Here is an 18,559-nt window from a genome sequence, read left to right as displayed (position 1 = left end):
GCCCATCCCTCCAGGTGGTCCCGCATGGCTTCGACCGCACCCTCCGGCCTCGCCCTGAGCATCGCGCCCGAGTTCGATCCCTCGATGGGATGGATCAACACCGCGCCCATCACGCTCGCGGGACTGCGCGGCCATCCGGTGGTGTTGCTGTTCTGGAATGCCGGGTCGGCGCATTGCCACAACGCCCTGCAGACGGTCGGCGCGCTGGCGGCGCGATTCCGTGAAAGCGCCGCCTTCATCGCCGTGCACGTGCCGAAGTTCGACCACGAGCGCGACGGTTCCGCCGCTTGGGATGTGCTGCAAGGCGAGGGCGCGGCGCTCCCGCTGGTCAACGATGGCGACTGGGCGGCCTGGCAGCAGTACGCCCTGAGTGCGTGGCCGACCGTCGTCCTCGTCGATGCGCAAGGGTTCATCCGTGAACGCCTCGTCGGCGATCGCGCCATCGAGGCCCTGCAGCCGGCCTTGGAAGCCGAGATCGACGCGAACTTCCTCAATTCGCCCGGCCACGTGGACACGCCGCGCCTCGACACGGCGGGGGCCCGCAGCGCGCTGGTCGCGCCGGGCGGTCTGGTCGCGAATGCCTCCCGGCTGTACATCGCCGACACCGGCAACCATCGCATCCTCGAATGCACGCACGACGGCCGCATTCTCCGTCGCATCGGCACCGGCAATCGCGATTTCGTCGACGGACTCGCTGATGTGGCCGGCTTCAATTCGCCGCGCGGCCTGGCCTTGCTGCAGGACCGCTTGTACGTCGCCGATACCGGCAACCACGCGATCCGCCGCATCAATACGCGGACCGGCGAAGTCGACACGCTGGTGGGCAGCGGGCGCAGTGGCGATCCGGTGGCGGGGGTCTTCCGCCTGCCCAAGGACGGCGTGCTCGATCGTCCTTACGCACTCGCCGTCGCCGAGAACACGCTCCTCGTCACCCTCGCGGCATCGCACCAGCTCTGGGCCATCGAGCTGGGCACCGTCACCCTGCGCCTCGTCAGCGGCAGCGGCCATTTCGGCGAAGACGAAGGCGCGGCCGGCGACGCCAGCTTCGCCCGGCCCACCGGCCTCGTCGTGGTGGGCGACCGGGCCTACGTGCTCGATGCCGCGGCGTCGGGCCTGCGCGAGGTCAAGCTCGCCGATGGCAGCGTGCGCAACCTGTTCGGCCGCGGGCTCTTCGAGTTCGGTCTCAAGGATGGCGGCGGCCGTCAGGCCCTGATGCAGTACCCCACGGCGCTCGCCGCGCTGCCGAACGGGCAGGGGCTCTGGATCGCGGATACGGGCAACGGCGTGCTGCGGCGTTGGGTCTCGCGCAACCAGGCGCTATCCACCGTGCCGCTGCCGACCGCGCTGCATCGGCCCACGGCCCTCGCGGCCTGGCAGGGGCAGTTGTGGATCGCCGACGCCGGCAACCACCTGGTGTGGCGCTTCGACAGCGATGCCGGCGAGATGCACCGACTGCCGGTCGGCGAATGAACGACGCGGCCATGGGCGCCGCGCTTCCCCCCGCGACGCCTGAACCCTTCGATCCCCGTGCCTTCGTCCGCGGCCTGACGACGGCGCCCGGCGTGTACCGGATGTTCGACGCCGACGGCGGAATCCTCTACGTCGGCAAGGCGGCATCGCTGAAGAAGCGCGTCGGCAGCTACTTCAGCAAGCAGCACGCACCACGCATCGCGATGATGGTCGCGCGCATCGCCCGCATCGAGACGACGGTGACGCGCACCGCGAGCGAGGCGCTCATCCTCGAGAACCAGCTCATCAAGGCATTGAAGCCGCGCTTCAACATCCTGATGCGCGACGACAAGAGTTACCCGTACGTGCTGCTCACCCAGGAGGCCTGGCCGCGGCTCGCCTACCACCGTGGCGCCCGCGGGCAGCCGGGCCGCTATTTCGGCCCGTACACGGGTTCGCTCGCGGTGCGCGAGACGATGGACCTGATGTTCAAGCTGTTCCGCCTGCGCAGCTGCGAGGACAGCGTCTTCCGCAACCGCACGCGCCCCTGCCTCCAGCACCAGATCGGCCGCTGCAGCGCGCCCTGCGTGGGCCTGGTGGCCGCGCCGGACTACGCGGATGCCGTGCGCCGTGTCGGGCTCTTCCTCGACGGTCGCAGCGACGACGTGGTGCGCGAACTCGGGCAGTCGATGGAGAGCGCCAGCGCCGCGCTGGAGTTCGAACGGGCTGCAGGCCTGCGCGACCAGATCGCCGCGATCCGCAAGGTGCAGGCGCGCCAGTACGTCGATGGCGATCGCCCCGACCTCGACGTGCTCGCCTGCGTGCAGCAGGCCGGCGTGGCGGTGGTGCTGGTCCTGAGCTTCCGCGACGGCGTGAACCTCGGCACGGCCTCGCACCCGCTGCGCATCGACCGTGACGTGGCGGAAGGCGAGATCCTCGAAGCCTTCATCACCCAGCACTATGCGGCGCGCAAGCCGCCCCGCGAGATGGTGCTGAGCCATGCGCTCGACGATCCGGAAACCCTGGAAGCGGCGCTGGCCGAGCAGGCCGGGCACGCGGTGGAGATCAAGGCCAGCGTGCGTGGCGACCGCGCGCGCTACCTCGAGATGGCCGTGCGCAACGCGCACCTCGCGCTCGCCACCGAGCAGGCCACGCGGGCCAGCCAGCAGGCGCGCCTCGACGACCTGCAGCAGTTGCTGGGCCTTGAGGCACCGCCGCAGCGCATCGAGTGCTTCGACATCAGCCACACGATGGGCGAGGCGACCGTCGCCAGCAACGTGGTCTTCGGCCCGGATGGGGCGCAGACCTCCCAGTATCGGCGCTTCAACATCGCCGGTATCGAGCCGGGCGACGACTATGCCGCCATGCGCCAGGCGCTGAACCGGCGCTTCAAGCGCGGGGTGGAAGAGGGGGTGCTGCCCGACCTGCTGCTGATCGACGGCGGGATGGGCCAGTTGCGGCAGGCCCTGGAGGTGCTGGAGGAACTGGCCGTGCAGGGCGTGGCCGTCATCGGCGTGGCCAAGGGCGAGGCGCGCAAGGCCGGCGAGGAACGCCTGGTGTTCCCCGACGGCCGTGAATTGCGTCCCGGAGCGGCGTCACCGGGCCTGCAACTGGTGCAACAGGCGCGCGATGAAGCCCACCGCTTCGCCATCACCGGGCATCGGAAGCGCCGCGCGAAGGCCCGCGATACCAGCCGTCTCGAGGACATCCCGGGGGTTGGCCCGCGGCGCCGCCAAGCCCTGCTGAAGCACTTCGGCGGCCTCAAGGGCCTGAAGGATGCCGGCATCGAGGAAATCGCCCGGGCCGACGGCGTGAGTGCGGCTTTGGCCTCACGCATCTATGCTTTCCTGCATGGCCTTCCCGACGAGGGCGGCTCAGGAGCCCCGACTTGACGCTGACGATCCCCACCGCGCTCACGCTGTTCCGCATCGTCCTGATCCCGGTGATGGTGATCGTGTTCTATTCGTCGATGGAGAACGCCCGCTTCTGGGCGGCGGTGATCTTCACCGTCGGCGCTTTGACCGACTGGCTCGACGGCTGGATCGCCCGTCGCTTCAACATGTACTCCGCGTTCGGTGCTTTCCTCGATCCGGTGGCCGACAAGCTCGCCGTCGCCGCGGCCTTGTTCATCGTCGTGCAGGCGCACCCGACCATCTGGCTCACCCTGCTGTCCGCAGTGATCGTCGGCCGCGAGATCACCATCTCGGCCTTGCGCGAGTGGATGGCGGAGATCGGGGCGCGCGGTGCCGTTGCGGTGGCCTGGGTCGGCAAGCTCAAGACCATCGTGCAGATGGTGGCGATCGTGGCGCTGCTGATCGGCCCGAGCCTCTGGTTGGGGCCGCACCTGCCGGCGCTGCCGGCACAGGCCCTCGGCGAATGGCTGCTGGCGCTGGCGGCCGCCCTGACGCTGTGGTCCGGCGCCGATTACCTGCGTGCGGCCTGGCCGTCCTTCGCCCGTGACGGGCGCTGAACCGCCGCGATCCGAACCACTTCGATACCCGTCACGGTGTTGACATCGTCGTCGGAATCGCCATAATGTGCGTCTCCGGTGCGGGAATAGCTCAGTTGGTAGAGCACGACCTTGCCAAGGTCGGGGTCGCGAGTTCGAGTCTCGTTTCCCGCTCCACGTTTTCCCAAGACCTCGGTTCGCCGAGGTCTTGTTTTTTCAGCGGGGCCTGGTGGCAGAGTGGTTATGCAGCGGACTGCAAATCCGCGTACGCCGGTTCAATTCCGACCCAGGCCTCCATCGAATCGAGCCGCGCATCGCGCGGTTTTTTTTTGCCCGATGGCGGCACGTATGATCGCCGCATGCCCGGGTGGTGAAACCGGTAGACACAGGGGACTTAAAATCCCTCGGCCGCAAGGCCATGCGGGTTCGAGTCCCGCCCCGGGCACCAAGGAGGAGGTCTTCAATCGGTGAGCGGCGCGTGCATCCGCGGCGATGCTGCACTTGCAACATCCAGAAGAGACGTTCAGGCTTGTGAGGCCAGCACGAGGACGGCCATGGCGGAAACCACGCTTGAACTGATCGACGTGAGTCGACTTCGCGTAGGGATGTATGTGCAGGTCGACCTGCACGATGCGTCGTGTTCCCTCCCGACCGGCGGCTTACTGATCACCAGCGACGCCCAATTGGCCCAGCTTCGCGCCTCGGGATTGAAGCGCGTGCGCTATTCCCCGAAGCAGAGCCAAGTCCCACCTTTGCCTGAGCAAGGCGTGGTCCCCACCTGGTCGGCGCTCGGCGTGCCGCGCTTCGATGATCCGCCGCCGGATCCCGTCGCGCTGGACGCGCCGGCTGCCGCGGAGGGCGACGCCGGCGATGGCGTTGCCACGCCGGTGGACGACGCCTCGGCCAGCCCGGACACCCCTGCGCCCGAGCCTGTCCGTTCGCCCGCGGCGCAGCGCCGCGCCCTGCTGGCCGACCAGCAGGCCAGCCTCGACCGCTGCGAACACCAGTTCAGTGAAGCCACGCGCCAACTGCGCGGCGTGCTGCAGAACGCCAAGTCCAATCCCGGCCAAGCCCGCGAAGTCGCACAGGCGCAGGTCGATGCCATGGTCGGCCAAGTCGCCGGGATGGGGGAGGTGGCGATCCGCCTGCTGTCGGAAAAGGCCGGGCAGGAGACCACCTTCCACGCGATGAACGTCAGCGTGCTCTCGATCCTGCTCGGGCGTGCGCTGCGATTCGACGATGCGCGCCTCGCCAGCCTCGGCATGGGGGCGCTGCTGCACGACATCGGCAAGCTCGAACTGCCTGACCGCTTGCGCTGGCGCGACGACCACGCGCCCGCCGTCGAGCGCAGGCTGTTCCAGGGCCATGCGGCGCAGGGCATGACCCTGGGCAAGAAGATGGGGCTTCCGGCTGAGGTCCTTGATGTCATCGCCCAGCACCACGAGCATGCCGATGGCAGCGGCTACCCTTCCGGCTTGAAGGGCGAACAGATCAAGCCGCTCGCCCGGGTCGTCGGGCTCGTCAACCAGTACGACAACCTGTGCAATCCCGGCAATCCGGCGCAGTCACTCACGCCGCATGACGCCTTGGCCCTGATCTTCGCGCGCCAACGCGACGCCTTCGACGCCACCGTGCTCGCCGCCTTCATCCGCATGATGGGCGTCTATCCGCCGGGCTCGGTGCTGCAGCTCAACGACGAGCGCTACGCCATCGTTGTCTCGGTGAATTCCGAGCGTCCGCTCAAGCCGCGCATCCTGATCCACGAGCCCGAAGTGCCGTCCGACGAAGCCCTCGTCTTCGACCTCGAGCAACACCCGGAGCTCGGCATCCAGCGCGCCATCAAGCCCCTGCAGCTGCCGCGCGCGGTCTTCGACTACCTCTCGCCGCGCAAGCGCATGTGCTACTTCTTCGAGCGCTCGCTCTCGGGGGGCGGGAGGGACGCCTCGCCATGACGGCGAAGTTGCCGCAGATGCTGATCGAGAGCGTCATCGAGGCCGTCTGGCTCGTTGACGCCGTCGACCTGCGCATCCTCGCGGTCAACCGTGCCGCCGAGGACATGATCGGCCTGCCGCGCGCGGAGCTGGTTGGCCGCCCTGTGGTCGATTTCGCCTCCACATCGCAGGATCTGTTCTTTTGGGAAGACGTGGCCGCCGGCCGCTCCCGTGCCATCCGCTCGGAGACCCTGCTCAAACGCGGCAACGGCGATATCCGCCAGATCGAGCGTCGCGTCAGCCTCGTGCAGATCGAGCAGGGCGCCGCCGTCTACATGGTGGCGATGGTCGACCGCAGCGAGCAGCGCAGCGCCGAACAGCAGCTCGAGAACATCATCGCCGAGCTGCGCGCCACGCTCGAATCCACCGCCGACGGCATCCTCGTGGTCGACATGGACGGTGGCATCCGCGGCTTCAACCAGCGCTTCGCCGAGCTCTGGGACCTGCCGGAGTCGATGCTAAGCGAGCGTAACGACGCCGCCATCTTCGGTTGGCTCACCGAGCACGTGCGCGACGCGGAGGGCTACCGCGACCGCATGGGGCAGATCTCCCGCGCGCCCCTGCTCGAAGCCGACGACGTGCTCGTGCTGCGCAGCGGAAGGGTGCTCGAGCGCGTGACGCTCCCACAGTTCGCGCGCGGACGCCCGATCGGCCGCGTGTTCTCGTTCCGAGACATCACGCAGCGGCTTGCCGACGAAGCCCGTCTCAAACTCGCCGCACGCGTCTTCGAATCCAGCCTCGACGCGATCTTCGTCACCGACGCGCGCTTCCGGATGGTGGCGGCAAACCCGACCTTCGAGCGCCAGACCGGCTGGCAGTCCGCCGAGATCGAGGGCAAGCCGGCCGCCTCGCTGCTCTCGAACGTGGCATCGCGCGCCCAGGCGCGCGCCATCCGGAAGGCCCTGATGCATGAGGGCTACTGGCAGGGCGAGCTGTGGACACGCCGGAACGACGGCTCTCCGTACCCCTGCCTGCTGTCCCTGGTGCGCGTCGCGGATGACGCGGGGGGCACCCTGCACATGATCGGCTTCGCCAAGGACCTCAGCGAGGCGATGGCGGCGCGCCAGCGCATCGAGGAGCTGGCGTTCACCGACCCGCTCACCGGCCTGCCGAACCGCGTGCTGCTCCGCGAACGCTTCGAGATGGCCATCAACTACGCGAAGCGGGAGCGTGGCAGTTTCGCGGTGCTGTTCCTCGACCTCGACCGCTTCAAGCAGATCAACGACTCGCTGGGGCACGGCTTCGGCGACCGCGTGCTGGTGAGTGTCTCCGAGCGCCTGCAGGAATGCGTGCGCCAGGTGGACACGGCCGCGCGCGTCGGCGGCGACGAATTCATCCTGATCCTCGCCGGCGTCGATGCCGCCGGGGCCGAGGTCGCGGCGCGGCGCATCCTGCATGCCATCTCCCAGCCGGTGGTGGTCGACGGGATGAGCTTCACCCTCACCGTCTCGATCGGCATCGCCATGTACCCGGAAGACGGCGCCGACGCCGACGAGCTCACCAAGAACGCCGACAGCGCGATGTACGCGGTGAAGGAGCGCGGCCGGGCCGACCTCCGCTTCTACCAGCGGCAGATGAACATCGGCCTCCTCTCGCGGATGAAGCTCGACCATGCCTTGCGGCATGCGCTGGTCGAAGGGGCCCTCGAGGTCCACTACCAGCCGAAATTCCGCATCGAAGACCGCAGCCTGATCGGTGCCGAGGCGCTGGTGCGCTGGAACGACCCCGAGCTCGGGGCGGTCTCGCCGGGGCGCTTCATCCCGGTCGCCGAGGAAAGCGGTGCGATCATCCCGCTCGGCCGCTTCGTGCTCGATACGACGCTGGCCCAGTTGAGCGAGTGGTGGCGCGCCGGTCTGTGCGTCGCCGTGGCCGTCAACGTCTCCGCCCTGCAGTTCCACCAGAGTGATTTCGTCGAGTCCGTCGCCGAGGGCTTGCGCCGCCACGGCCTGCCGGGCGAAGCACTGGAGCTGGAGCTCACCGAATCCATCCTCATCTCCGACGTCGAGGACGCCATGCGCCGCCTCACGGCGCTGAGCGCCCTGGGCGTGCGCCTCGCCATCGACGACTTCGGCACGGGGTACTCGTCGCTGTCCTACCTGAAGCGGTTCCCGATCGAGCGCATCAAGATCGACCGCAGCTTCATCGCCGACCTGCCGGGAAGCGCGGAAAGCGAGGCCATCGTGGTGGCGATCATCCAGATGGGTCGCGCACTGCGGTTGTCCGTCACCGCGGAAGGCGTTGAGACCGAAGCCCAGCGCGAGCTCCTGCACGCGGCCGGCTGCCACGAGATGCAGGGTTGGCTGATGGCGCCCGCACTGACGGCCGAGGTGTTCTCGAAGCGCTTCGGCGGTGATCCGGGCCAGCGCAAGGCCGGCTGAAAACACGAAACCCGCCTTTCGGCGGGTCGCGTGGTGGAGATGGTGGTGGCGTCACTCGAACTTGAGCCGGAGAGGCAGTAACTGCGCAACTCCTGCTGAGTTGATGGTGCGAGATGCCCCCAAAAATGCCCCCACGTAAGGCCTGCTGGGTCAGGTCTAGGGTACGTCGAGGATACATGGGGGCGACTCCGAGACCATCGATCAGCTTGGGTGAATCGAGTCGGTGCTGACGTTTGGTCGATACCAGGATGGGGCAGGCGCCTCAGGTCGCGCTGCGGTCCGCGCGCACAGGCTCGCGGTAATTCATCTGTGAAGTTGTCGGCTGAGGTGTGGAAAAAATGCCAACTGCGTGAGCCGAGAAAATGCTCCGTGTGGAGACGCCGTCGAATGCAGAGCCTTCCGCGACCCCTCGCGACCCCTCGCGACCCCTCGCGACCTCTCGCGACCTCTCGCGACCTCTCGCGAGTCCTCGCGAGTCCTCAACGGGTATGCTCGAGGCCTTGGCCACGGATGGCTCGACGGTCTTCCGGGGCTCCCTAGAGCACTCTGCATTAGGCCGTTATGTCCAAGGACCTGACCGACACCCTCTACGCCCTCGTCCCGGCCGATGGCACCACCATCGGCAATGGATCGCTCCGCAAGGCGCTCTCCGACCACCTTGGCCGCGAGGTTTCCGAAGCCGAGTACTTCGAGGCCCAGCAGGCACTGGTGGACGCCGGACGGCTGGTGAAGGGCAAGGGGCGCGGGGGCTCCGTCGCCCGCACCGCGGCCGGGGATGAGGCCCTGTCGCTGACGCCCCAGGCCGTTCCGGAGGCGGCCAAGGCGCCGAAACCGAAGCAGGCGGCGATGACGCTGGCCGATGCCAAGCGCGCCAAGGCACAGCCCGCCGCCGGCAAGAAGACCGAGGACGACGCCACGGTGCTGTCCTACCGGCACCGCGAGACCCGCAAGAACAACCCCGAAGTCGGCATGGTCACGCCGGACACCGACGCCGATGCCGGCACTACCCGCTGGGCCTACGACCCGCACCTCGACCCCGTGCTGAACTTCGACGTCGGCCGGGCGCAGATCGAGTCGCTGGTGGACGACGCGCTGGCCTCCGGCGATGCCGACACCATGCGGCAGGCGCTGGAGTCGCTTAAGCGCATGGCCATGCCTTACCTGCATTGGACGGGCAAGGCCGAGCGCACCAGCTTCGCGGTGGACACGGTGAGCCTGCACGTCCATGAGCGCATCGACCCCGCGACCATCCTTGGGGTGATCCGCAAGCGCATGAAGGACGCGCCGAGCGGCACCGGCCAGGGCGACTTCTTCCGTGCGTGGTTCGAGGAGCCTTTGGCGTGGCGTGAGGCTATCGAGTTCTACAAGCACGACCGCGGCTGGGCCAACCGTCTGGTGGCCGGCGACTCGCTGCTGGTGATGAACAGCCTGCTGCAGAAGGAGGGTATGGCCGGGCAGGTGCAGATGATCTATTTCGATCCGCCCTACGGCATCAAGTACGGCAGCAACTTCCAGCCCTTCGTCAACAAACGCGACGTCAAGGACCGCAAGGACGAGGACCTCACGCAAGAGCCGGAGATGATCAAGGCGTTCCGCGACACGTGGGAGCTGGGTATCCACTCGTATCTGACGTATCTGCGCGATCGTTTGCTGCTGGCGAGAGAGCTTCTGAGTGAGTCGGGCAGCGTGTTTGTGCAGATCTCAGATGAGAACGTCCATCTGGTCAGAAATGTTCTTGACGAGGTTCTCGGGACAAGCTCGTTCTGCTCGATGATCGTTGCTCAGAAGACGACTGGAGCTGGAAGTCCTGCGATCGGAACAGAAGTGACTGCGTCTGTTGTTGACTACGTTCTTTGGTACGCGAAGGACCGAAGTCGCGTGAAGTACCTGCCTCAGTTCGATGAGAAATTGCTGGGTGAAGAAGGAACCACGCAGTACAAATTCGTGGTCGACGAGATAGGTGAAGATCGTCGTCTCTCGCAAACGGAGATCGCTGGCGGCGATGTTGCTCTAGCGTCAGTTTTTGCACCTGACAACATGACGAGCCAGTCGGCTGGTGAGACGACAACCTTCACTTTCGTCGATCAAGGAATGCCTTTCTCGCCGTCGAAGGGTGGTTGGAAGACCAACAAGCTTGGAGTAAGCCGCATCGTCAAGGCAAAGCGGATAAAGGCCTTTGGCAATACGCCGATGTACAAGAGGTTTCTCCGGGACTTTCCTGTTTCGCCCATCAACAACCTATGGCGCGATGTTTTGATCACTGGCTTCTCAGAGACAAAGACTTACGTCGTGCAGACCTCGCAGAAGATCGTTGAGCGCTGCCTGCTAATGACAACTGACCCCGGCGATCTAGTGCTCGATCCGACCTGCGGCTCCGGCACCACGGCCTTTGTCGCTGAGAAATGGGGTCGCCGCTGGATCACCTGCGATACCTCGCGCGTTGCAGTGACGTTGGCCAAGCAGCGGCTGATGACGGCGAGCTTCGACTACTACGCGCTGAAGTACCCGCACGACGGCCTGCGCGGCGGCTTCATCTACAAGACGGTGCCGCACGTCACGCTCAAAAGCATCGCCAACAACCCCGACATCGACACGCTGTGGGACAAGCACCAGCCCGCGGTCGACGTGGCACTGGCCAAGCTCAACACCGCGCTGAAGGCGACTAAGGCGCCGGCGTTCACCATCACCGAGGGTGGCTGGAAGGGCAAAGCGGTCGACTTCAGCACAAGCGGCAAGTCCCGCACGCTGCCCAGCGGCGAAACGGTGCCAGCCGATGCGCTGCTTGAATGGGAGGTGCCGTTCGACACGCCGACGGCGTGGTCGGAGGACGTCGGACGCCTGCTCGATATCTTCCACGCGGCCCGTCAGGTGCGGCAGAGAGCGATGGACGACTCGATCGCCGCCCATGCCGAGCAGGAGACGCTTTACGACCAGCCGCAGGTGGACAAGAACAAGCTGCGCATCACCGGCCCGTTCACCGTCGAGGCCGTGCCGTTCCCGACGGTGAAGGCGCTGGACGAGGCCGCACCGCCCGCCGAGGCCGATTCCAGCGTGGCCCGCGAGGGCGAGTCGTCACGCCAGCATCAGTGGCGCGCCGAGCTGGTGAAGACCGGCGTGCGCGGCAAGGGCGGCCAGATGCTGAAGCTCTCAGACCTTGAGCCGCTGCCGGACACTCGCTACCTGCACTGCACCGGCACAGCCGCCGAGAGCGGCGAGCGCGTTGTGGTGAGCTTCGGGCCGGAGCACGCGGCGCTGGAGCAGCGGCAGGTGGAGCTGGCCATGCGTGAGGCCGGCGACCTCTTCCCGCGCCCGAAGATGATCCTGTTCTGCGCCTTCACCTTCGACCCGGAAGCGGCCAAGGACATCGACGCCACCAAGGGCATCACTGCGCTGAAGGTGCAGATGAACACCGATCTGCTGACCGAAGACCTGAAGAAGGCGCGGTCGAACAATCAGAGCTTCTGGCTAATGGGCCAGCCGGACGTCGAACTGCGGCAACGTAAGGACGGCCAGTGGGAGGTCGAAGTCCATGGCTTCGACTACTTCGATCCGACCTCCGGCGAACTGGTTTCCGGCGGCAAGGGCAAGATCGCGGCGTGGTCGCTGGACACCGACTACAACGAGCGCAGCCTGTTCCCCCGCCAGGTCTTCTTTCCGATGGCCGGGGCGAAGGATGGGTGGCACAAGCTCAAAAAGGACATCAAGGCCGAGCTGGATGAGCGCCTGATCGAGCATCTGCACGGCACAGTCAGTCTTCCCTTCGAGGCCGGTGAGAACCGCAAGGTGGCGGTGAAGATCGTGGACGACCGGGGTATCGAGTCGCTAAAGATCATGGAGCTGAAGTGAGCCCGACCCAACAGCTTTCACTTTTCGATGAGTTTTCGCTGTACGAAGGCGTCGATGTGGAATACAAGTCCGCCGCAGGTGGGCTTCCCGCCAGCCTTTGGGAGACCTACAGCGCCTTTGCGAACTCCGGGGGTGGCACGATCTGGCTCGGTGTCGCTGAGAAGAACGGCGTGCCGGTCGTTCAGGGCGTACCAGAGCCCCAAAAGATCCGGGCTGAAATCTTCAATCTTGCGAACAATAGACAGAAGATCAGTGCCAACCTTCTCTCTGAGGAGTCGGTCAGGGTCATCGAGGACCCTTCGGAACGGCGTCACCTTGTCTGCATCGTCGTGCCGCGAGCGAGCCGCAGGGAGCGGCCTGTGCATGTCGGCCCCAATCCGTTCTCCGGCACGTACCGACGCAACCACGACGGGGACTACCGCTGCACCGATGACGAAGTGCGGCGTATGTTTGCCGACCAATCGGATGAACCCGCGGACGGACGCATCCTTGAGGGGTTTGGGTTCAACGATTTGCATGCGGAATCGCTTCGGCAGTTCCGCGCGCGCTTCAGCGTCTCGTTCCCCAATCACGCCTGGCTGGTCGAAGACGATGTTGGACTTTTGCTGCGCCTTGGTGGGTTCCGACGAGACCGTCAGTCAGGCAAGGAGGGGCTCACCGTCGCCGGGCTTCTGATGTTCGGTCAGGAGTTGGCGATTCGCGATCCAGGAGCGCGGCCGCGTTTCCATTTGGATTACCGCGAGCGCCTTGCCGACTCCCCCGATGTGCGGTGGAGCGACCGCATCACGCTGGACGGGACTTGGGAAGGGAATCTGTTCCAGTTCTACCAACGAGTAATGGTTAGCCTCAGCGCGGGACCGGGCCTAAGGCGGCCCTTTCAGCGGGATGAAGAAGGCTATCGGCGAAGCGCCACACCGGTACACGAGGCGTTACAGGAGGCGTTGGTCAATGCGCTGATCCACGCTGATTACAGCGGACAGGGTGGAGTGGTGATCGACCGCTACCTGGATCGCTTCGAGTTTTCTAATCCGGGAACGCTACTGCTTTCGCGTGCGCAGTTGCTTCAGGGGGGCGTCAGCGAATGCCGCAATCCTGCACTGCAGAAGATGTTCCAGATGCTTGGTGCGGGCGATAAAGCCGGTTCGGGCATCGACAAGATCCGCAAGAGTTGGCAGGAGCAGCGCTGGCAATCGCCAAGCATCGCCGAGACCACTTCGCCCGATCGGGTGCAACTCACCCTTCCGATGGTGAGTACCCTTCCCGAGGAGGCAGTGACCGAGCTGGACCGACGATTCGGTCAAGGCGTACTCGCGCGCACCGGTGACGAGATCCAAGCGCTGGTGACAGCACTGGAGGAGGGGGTGGTCACCAACCAGCGCCTGCAAGACATGCTAGTCATGCACAGCGTGGATATCACCCGTATGCTTCAGGGCCTGGTGCGCGATGGGCTGCTGCGCCCAGAAGGCCGTACTCGCGGAACCCGCTACCTTCTCGGTGGAAGCCCCCCGGATTTGGCCCCGAGCCCCCCGGATTTGGCCCCGAGCCCCCCGGATTTGGCCTCGAGCCCCCCGGATTTGGCCCCACCGGAAACGGGCGATGATGGGGATCGCGCGCTCCTGGATCTCGCTACCCGCGTGCGGGAGATGGGAAAGGCACCGGCAGGACTGGTGCGCGCCACTATCCTGCGGCTCTGCTCGGCGCGGTTCTTAAGTGTCCGCGAACTATCCGAGCTGCTAGGGCGAACACCTGAAACGCTACGCGATGGCTACGTCGCAAAGCTGGCTGACGAGGGCCTGCTGGAGCTTCGGTATCCAGATAACCGTAGCCACCCGGAGCAGGCTTACCGAACACGAGTCAACCTATCGGAGGGATCAGCGTGACTACGCCGCGCTCGCTGATCATCAATTCGCCCTACGAACGCCCGGCCTTCCACTGGCAGCAAGGGGCAGGCACCACGCTGACGCTCGTCCACGGGCGGCGGCCGGCGTCCTACGAGGTCATCGACACGCGCAACAACACCAAGCGCGTGGAGACCTTGGATCAGGTCAACCGCATCCGTGAACGCGTGGACGCGTGGCGGGAGGCCGGCCACCCCGGCGTCACCTCGGTAACGCGCGACCTGTTGGCACATTGGCACGACGCCTCGGCCCGCACGTTGCCCTTTTACTTCTGCCAGCTCGAGGCCATCGAAACCCTGATCTGGTGGGTGGAGTCGGCGCCGGAGTTCAAGCAGGGCATCCACGTGCCCGGCGACGGCGGGGCGTGGGAGCGCCTCTGCAACAAGATGGCGACCGGCAGCGGAAAGACCACCGTGATGGCGATGATCATCACGTGGCAGGTCTTGAACGCGCTGACCTACCCAAAGCGAACCAAGGACTTCAGCCGAGCCATCTTCATCGTTGCGCCCGGCCTGACGGTGCGCGAGCGCCTGCAGGTGCTCCAGCCGGGCAACACGGCCAACGCCTACGACGAGTTCCACCTGTGCCCCAGTGACACGCTCCGGCAGCGACTGAATCAGGCCGAGGTGCTGATCGAGAACTGGCACACGCTGATGCCAGCGAAGGAGCAGGAGCGCAGCGTCGTCCGCAAGGGCAAGGAGTCCGACGAGGCCTATACGCGCCGCGTGCTGGGCAAGGTCGCTGGGTACAAGGATCTGATCGTCATCAACGACGAGGCACACCACGCCTACCGGAAGCCGGCCGACCTCAAGATCAGCAAGAAAGAGGCCGAAGAGCGGGGTATCGACCTCGAGGAGGCGACCCGCTGGATCGAAGGGCTCGACCGGATCCACAAGACCCGCCGCCTGATTCGCTGTTTCGATCTCTCCGCGACGCCCTTTGCGCCGACAGGGCGGACCAACACCGACGAGGGCCTGTTCGACTGGATCATCTCGGATTTCGGCCTGAACGACGCCATCGAGGCCGGCTTAGTGAAGACGCCGCGCGTGGTGGTCCGTGATGGCGCGGTGCCAAACGCCGCCACGCTCAAGCCCAAGCTCTACCACCTCTATCGCGAGAAGGAGGTGGGGGAGGACCTGAACCGCAAGGGAGCGATTCCTACCGATCCGTTGCCTCAGCTTGTCCAGGACGCCTACACGCTGTTAGGGGCGGACTGGCGCGAGACGGCCCGCCAGTGGAAGGAGGCCGGGCATCCAGCCCCCCCCGTGATGCTGACGGTCTGCAACCGGACGGAGACAGCGGCGCGTATCGAGCACTACTTCAAGCGAGGCGACGTCCACTGGCCGGAACTACAGGCGCCCACCCGGACGCTCCGGGTGGACTCCAAGGTGCTGGAGAAGGCTGAGATTGGCGAGGCCGCTGCGGCCGACAAGGACTACGAGGCGAGGCTGCATCAGATCGTGGAGGCCTCGGGCCTGCCCATCGATCGCCGCGAGGCGCTGTTGAGCGAGAAGAAGGAGGACATTCTCCGGGCCATCGTCGACAACGTCGGCAAACGGGGAACGGCCGGCCAGAACCTGCAGAAGGTGATTTCGGTCGCCATGCTCTCCGAGGGCTGGGACGCCAAGAACGTCACCCACATCCTCGGCCTGCGTGCCTTCACCAGCCAGTTGCTCTGCGAGCAGGTGATCGGCCGAGGCCTGCGCCGCGTGAGCTACGACACAGAGCCGGTGATCGGGCCGGACGGCGTCGAGCGGCAGCTTTTCCTACCTGAGTACGTGAACGTGTTCGGCGTACCGCTGTCGATCTTCCAGGACGTGGGCGAGGGCGGCGAAGCGCCGCCGCCACCGAAAAACAGCACCCAGATCGAATCGCTCAAGGAGCGGGGCGAGTACGAGATCCGCTGGCCCAATGTCCTCCGCGTCGACCCCATCGTCCGACCCGAACTGGTCGTGCCGTGGGAGAAGGTGGACGTCCTCGCGCTCGAACCGCAGAACACGCCGATCACGGCCGAGTTCGCGCCCGCGCTGGGCGGGGCGACCGACTGGAGCAAGATCCATACCGTGGACCTTGCGGCGATTCCCGAGGCTTTCCGATTGCAGCGGCTGATTTTCCTTGCTGCCCGCAAGGCGGCCGACCAACTCCGCCAGCGCTTCAGCGGCTCGACGGACTACCTGCTGACCCAGCTCGTCCGGCTCGTGGAGCAGTTCCTCGCGTCCGATCGCCTCGAGATCCCCGGTTTGTTCCACCAGGAGCCAGTGCGTCGACGCGTTCTGATCTCCCTGAATCTGGATCGCGTGGTCGCCCACCTGCTGCGTTACGTGGACGAGCACAACGCCGAGCGCATCGAGCTGATCTTCGACGAGGGCGCTCCGATCGGATCCACCCGCGACATGCGGACGTGGTTCACGACACGCCCGAGGATCGAGACGGTGAAGTCCCAGATCAGCCATGTCGTGGGCGACAGCGCATGGGAGGGGCACGTCTGTAACGTGCTCGAGTCCTCGCCGCTGGTCAGCGCTTACGCCAAGAATGATCACCTCGGCTTCCAGATCTACTACATGTGGCGCGGCTCACGCCGTCGATTCATTCCGGACTTTCTCGTGCGCTTGAAGAACAGCGTCACGCTGGTGCTTGAGATCAAGGGTGTGGACGACGACCAGAATCGCGCCAAGCGTGCCGCGCTGTCCGCGTGGGTGCAAGGCGTCAATCAGAAGGGTGGGTTCGGTCGGTGGGCGGTGGATGTGCTGTTCGATCCGGCGCTCACTCAAGATGTCATAACTGCGCACTCTTCGGGGACTCGCACCAAGAGCTGAGCAGGTTGAGGAGTAGGTGCGTAAGTCAATAATGGAGGCCTCATGCCACTAGGAATTACGGAAGCCACGCTAAAGCATCATGTGCGCGGTGCGGCTCGCAGTGCTCTCGCTCAATCTCAACTGGAGCCAAAGTCCGAAATTGACCTCGCATTACTACTAATTGTGGCGAACCCAAAGATCGTCCACGTTGATCCGAGCTATCACGGTGAGAACCTAGGATTTCTCATCGTGGGCAAGGAGTCCGTTCAAGCAACTCGCACATCGTTCTTGAACGTAAACTGGTTCGCTGTCGCGACTGCAGTTATTGCCCTCACGCGTGTGCCGAACGATCCCTCAAGCTACGTAATGTTTCTTTCTGCTTTCGCAGCAGCGCTCACGAGCAAGTTGTCGCACGAACAAGCTGCATTCTTTGTTGCCTGTAAGTTGCTTGACGATGAGGAGCGGCCTGCAAGTCTGGCAAACATCTCAGCGAAAGTCGGCGCCTTGATTTGTCGGCCCGCATACTCTCAGCAAGACGCGGAAAAGCTCATCGATTCGATAAGGGCGCAAGGCATTCGCATTGATGTTGGTCCTGGGCCGGATAGGCTGGTCGAATACGAAGAGCACGCGATGTTCTTGCCGATTTAGGTTCGTGGCAAGCGTAGATCCGTCCCTTACTCCGCCCAATTCGCCGATGATGCGTTTAGGCCGAGAGCGGGCGGCCGCTCTGCAGCATCATCCAACTGCGAAGGTCGTTGAGCCGGTCAGGCGTTCTGTACAGCGGGCTCCGGATAAAGGTGGCTCGCAGGCGAAGCAGCGCTAGGAGTTGGCGCTCAGGGTGATCCAGAGGGAGCCCCGTTATCCGTTCGGCCTCGGGCTCAAGCTCTTCATGGAGCAGAGAAAGCTCCCCGGTTGGGCAGCGCTCTGCCACTAGACTCCTAATCTCATCGAAGGGAAACATGACGTAGGGGGCTCTAGGCATTGGCGCCTCGGTGTTGAGTTGGTGGGGCGGGCTGGCTGATCTAAAGCTCGATCAGTGCCGAGCCGAGAAAGACTGGCAGTCCGTTGGTGCGTTGAACTATGTTCTTCGCTCACTGACTTGGCTGCGCTTGGTAAATCTATAAAGGCGTTCGATTTTCGAACTGATCAGTCACCGAGAAAGCGTTTGACTTGTTCGAAATTCGATGTTGCGCTCGGGCATCCTTTAGCCTCACTGGTCCGAAAACAGCATTGGGCATGTTCGATTTCCGAACTGGCGCTTTGTTTTCGAAGCGCGGAGCGTCCGTTCGCCAGGCCCCGCTAGCAACCCGCGTTGGACTGACATCAAGCTTCCCTTTGCACTCGTCAATGGGTTTCCACGTGAGTGCATAGAGATTGCAGCAGTTCAGGCCGCCCTGACGCGTTTTCTCGATCAGCCCGTAGTGCAAGGCCTCCTGTTCGGCCCGCTTGAGTGTCCCTGACGATTTCCAGCCGCGCGCCTTCATGGACGAGAACGGGGCGGAAAGATCCCCGTTGTTCGTTCCGTTGAATTGTGATGCGAGGTCAATCACGAGCTTAATCGCGTTCCCGGAGGCTCGTCGCCAGTTGGGCGACTTGGTGACATCGTGCGGAAGTGTCACCGCCGACTGAAAACTGACCCACCGTCGCCGAAGTAAATCTGACCCACCCCGGCGAGGATGGCGACCTTTTGGAGGTCGCCTGGATGCTGAGCCAGGAGGAGTCGGTGGAGATCAAGGTATTGGCCCGTCAGGGC

Annotated in this window: 9 protein-coding genes and 3 tRNA genes; all 12 read left to right on the top strand. The window is 65.1% G+C overall.

Annotation, left to right across the window (positions count from 1 at the left end; translation table 11 throughout):
• The first annotated feature begins 24 nt into the window (after positions 1–24).
• A complete protein-coding gene (locus O9280_RS07180; RefSeq protein ID WP_298340653.1) occupies positions 25–1,470 on the top strand; it encodes a redoxin domain-containing protein in 1,446 nt (481 codons plus the stop codon).
• Entirely contained in the window at positions 1,467–3,341 is a 1,875-nt protein-coding gene (uvrC, locus tag O9280_RS07175) for an excinuclease ABC subunit UvrC (RefSeq protein ID WP_298340651.1), read from the top strand. Before O9280_RS07180 ends, uvrC begins: the two co-directional genes overlap by 4 nt.
• A complete protein-coding gene (gene pgsA / locus O9280_RS07170; protein WP_297874903.1) occupies positions 3,338–3,919 on the top strand; it encodes a CDP-diacylglycerol--glycerol-3-phosphate 3-phosphatidyltransferase in 582 nt (193 codons plus the stop codon). Before uvrC ends, pgsA begins: the two co-directional genes overlap by 4 nt.
• A gap of 80 nt (positions 3,920–3,999) precedes the next feature.
• Positions 4,000–4,075, top strand: a tRNA-Gly gene (locus O9280_RS07165).
• Positions 4,076–4,121: 46 nt separating this feature from the next.
• A tRNA-Cys gene (locus O9280_RS07160) sits at positions 4,122–4,195 on the top strand.
• A gap of 64 nt (positions 4,196–4,259) precedes the next feature.
• A tRNA-Leu gene (locus tag O9280_RS07155) sits at positions 4,260–4,346 on the top strand.
• A 106-nt stretch (positions 4,347–4,452) separates the two neighbouring features.
• On the top strand, positions 4,453–5,850 hold the full coding sequence (locus tag O9280_RS07150) for an HD-GYP domain-containing protein (protein ID WP_298340649.1): 1,398 nt from the start codon (positions 4,453–4,455) through the stop codon (positions 5,848–5,850).
• A complete protein-coding gene (locus O9280_RS07145; RefSeq protein ID WP_298340647.1) occupies positions 5,847–8,267 on the top strand; it encodes an EAL domain-containing protein in 2,421 nt (806 codons plus the stop codon). Before O9280_RS07150 ends, O9280_RS07145 begins: the two co-directional genes overlap by 4 nt.
• Positions 8,268–8,828: 561 nt before the next feature.
• A complete protein-coding gene (locus O9280_RS07140) occupies positions 8,829–12,113 on the top strand; it encodes a DNA methyltransferase (RefSeq protein ID WP_298340644.1) in 3,285 nt (1,094 codons plus the stop codon).
• Entirely contained in the window at positions 12,110–13,993 is a 1,884-nt protein-coding gene (locus O9280_RS07135) for an ATP-binding protein (RefSeq protein ID WP_298340641.1), read from the top strand. Before O9280_RS07140 ends, O9280_RS07135 begins: the two co-directional genes overlap by 4 nt.
• Before the next feature lie 155 nt (positions 13,994–14,148).
• Positions 14,149–16,827 carry a DEAD/DEAH box helicase family protein gene (locus O9280_RS07130; RefSeq protein WP_298340640.1) on the top strand — a complete coding sequence of 893 codons (2,679 nt, stop codon included), beginning with the start codon at positions 14,149–14,151 and terminating at the stop codon, positions 16,825–16,827.
• 42 nt (positions 16,828–16,869) lie between these two features.
• Complete coding sequence (locus O9280_RS07125; RefSeq protein WP_298340638.1) at positions 16,870–17,454, top strand: hypothetical protein; 585 nt, start codon at positions 16,870–16,872, stop codon at positions 17,452–17,454.
• Positions 17,455–18,559 lie beyond the last annotated feature (1,105 nt).

The sequence above is a fragment of the Silanimonas sp. genome (assembly GCF_027531545.1).
Taxonomy (GTDB): Bacteria; Pseudomonadota; Gammaproteobacteria; order Xanthomonadales; family Xanthomonadaceae; genus Silanimonas.
This window is presented reverse-complemented; position numbering and strand designations above follow the sequence as displayed.

What these genes read in the sequence shown, in the direction of transcription:
- O9280_RS07180 (WP_298340653.1), top strand. Translation starts at nt 25, where the DNA reads ATGGCTTCGACCGCACCCTCCGGCCTCGCCCTGAGCATCGCGCCCGAG.
- uvrC (WP_298340651.1), top strand. Translation starts at nt 1,467, where the DNA reads ATGAACGACGCGGCCATGGGCGCCGCGCTTCCCCCCGCGACGCCTGAA.
- O9280_RS07150 (WP_298340649.1), top strand. Translation starts at nt 4,453, where the DNA reads ATGGCGGAAACCACGCTTGAACTGATCGACGTGAGTCGACTTCGCGTA.
- O9280_RS07125 (WP_298340638.1), top strand. Translation starts at nt 16,870, where the DNA reads ATGCCACTAGGAATTACGGAAGCCACGCTAAAGCATCATGTGCGCGGT.
- O9280_RS07145 (WP_298340647.1), top strand. Translation starts at nt 5,847, where the DNA reads ATGACGGCGAAGTTGCCGCAGATGCTGATCGAGAGCGTCATCGAGGCC.
- O9280_RS07140 (WP_298340644.1), top strand. Translation starts at nt 8,829, where the DNA reads ATGTCCAAGGACCTGACCGACACCCTCTACGCCCTCGTCCCGGCCGAT.